We start from the raw sequence: 2,159 nt of genomic DNA on the forward strand, positions 1-2,159 counted from the left end.
AGCTGAGGGCCGCCGCGGGGCCGGTGCGTTCGATCGGCGCCGCGAACCCCTGAGCGGGTTCTGTAGTCCGATCGGGTGGAAGTGGGAGCGGGGAGGCACGCGAGTGCCTCCCCGCTTCGTTTGGCCGAACGTGACCGAGAAGAACGACGGTGTGAACCGCGAAGCGAAACGATCGGCCCGCGAGCGGCTCCAGGTGGAGCGCGAGCGCGAGAAGAAGCGGGAGAAGCGGCGGCGGACCCTCATCGTGGCGTCGGCCGTGGTCGGCGTCCTCGGCCTGGCGGCCGTCGTCGGCCTGATCGCGGCCAACACCAACAAGGGCGACAAGTCCGGCGCCGCGGGCCCGGTGACCGCCCCCTCGGGGGCCACGGGCAAGGACGCGCTCGCCATCCAGGCCGGAAAGCCGGAGGCCAAGTCCACGCTGACGGTGTGGGAGGACTTCCGCTGCCCAGCCTGCAAGGCCTTCGAGACCAACTACCGGGACACGATCCACGAGCTGGAGGCCAAGGGCCTGCTCAAGGTCGACTACCACCTGGTCACCCTGATCGACGGGAACATGGGCGGCAGCGGTTCGCTGAAGGGCGCCAACGCGGCCGCCTGCGCTCAGGATGCCGGGAAGTTCCCCGCGTACCACGACGTCCTGTTCGAGAACCAGCCGCAGGAGACGGACGACGCGTACGGGAACAACGGGAAGCTGCTGGAGCTGGCGGGCAAGGTGGACGGGCTGGTCACCCCCGAGTTCCGCAAGTGCGTCGAGGACGGCACCCACAACAGCTGGGTGAACAAGTCCTACGAGGCCTTCCGCGCCGGGAAGTTCCGGGGCACCCCGGCCGTGCTGCTGAACGGCAAGGACATCTTCGCCGACCAGGCCAACCCGGTGACCCCGCAGAAGCTCAAGGAGCAGGTGGAGGCCGCGGCGAAGGGCAGCGGCGGTACCGCCCCGGGCTCCGCGTCCGCGTCGCCCTCGCCCTCGGCTTCGCACTCCGCCTCGCCGAGCGCCGCCGCGAAGGGGTCCAAGACCTCGGGTTCCCTCTCGTCCTCGGCCTCCTCCCCGGCCGGGGCGAAGTCCTCCTCCGCCGCGGCGGGCTCACGGGCCGGTTCGGCCGGGGCCGCGAAGGGGGACGGCGAGGACTGAGCCCCCGTCTCGATTTGGCGCCAGGTTGCCGGGCGGGTTGCGGTCCGTACCGCCCGGCAGGGTAGCGTCGGCTCTGCCATGAACCTTGCCTATATCCCCAGCCCCTCGACCGGCGTGATCCATCTCGGACCGATCCCGCTGCGTGGCTACGCGTTCTGCATCATCATCGGCGTCTTCGTCGCCGTCTGGCTCGGCAACAAGCGGTGGATCGCGCGCGGTGGACAGCCGGGCACGGTCGCGGACATCGCCGTGTGGGCCGTGCCGTTCGGTCTGGTCGGCGGTCGCCTCTACCACGTGATCACCGACTACCAGCTGTACTTCGGCGAGGGCCGCAACTGGGTCGACGCCTTCAAGATCTGGGAGGGCGGCCTCGGCATCTGGGGCGCGATCGCGCTGGGCGCGGTGGGCGCCTGGATCGGCTGTCGCCTGCGGGGCATCCCGCTGCCGGCCTGGGCCGACGCCCTGGCGCCCGGTATCGCGCTGGCCCAGGCCTGCGGCCGCTGGGGCAACTGGTTCAACCAGGAGCTGTACGGCCGGGCCACCGACCTGCCCTGGGCGGTCGAGATCGGCAACGGCCCCAACCGGGTCGCCGGGACCTACCACCCGACCTTCTTGTACGAGTCGCTGTGGTGCCTCGGCGTCGCCGGGCTCGTGATCTGGGCCGACCGCCGCTTCAAGCTCGGACACGGCCGGGCGTTCGCCCTGTACGTCGCCGCGTACTGCGTGGGCCGCGGCTGGATCGAGTACATGCGGGTCGACGAGGCCCACCACATCCTCGGTGTCCGGCTGAACGTGTGGACCTCGATCGTGGTCTTCATCCTCGCCGTGGTCTACCTCGTGCTGTCGGCGAAGCTGCGGCCGGGCCGCGAGGAGGTCGTGGAGCCGGACCGCGGGCCCGCGGCATCCGACCCCGCGACCAAGGACGAGGCGAAGGACCCCGCGGACGGGCAATCCGAGCCCAAGGCCGGTGCCGACGACGCTGCCGAGGCGGGGGCGCCTGCGCCGGGAGGCCCGCAGGCCGCGACCG

The 2,159-nt window shown here is 71.5% G+C and carries 1 protein-coding gene and 1 pseudogene; both read left to right on the forward strand.

Features of this window, described 5'->3' with window-relative positions; genetic code table 11:
- Positions 1-130: 130 nt before the first annotated feature.
- Positions 131-922, forward strand: a pseudogene (locus tag ACS04_RS31870) (DsbA family protein); the annotation flags it as partial.
- Positions 923-1,210: 288 nt separating this feature from the next.
- Positions 1,211-2,159: prolipoprotein diacylglyceryl transferase (lgt, locus tag ACS04_RS31875; protein WP_063839334.1), on the forward strand; the 949-nt coding region annotated here is incomplete at its 3' end.

Origin of the sequence: Streptomyces roseus, from assembly GCF_001044425.1 — a bacterium.
In the GTDB taxonomy this organism is placed as follows: Bacteria; Actinomycetota; Actinomycetes; order Streptomycetales; family Streptomycetaceae; genus Streptomyces; species Streptomyces roseus.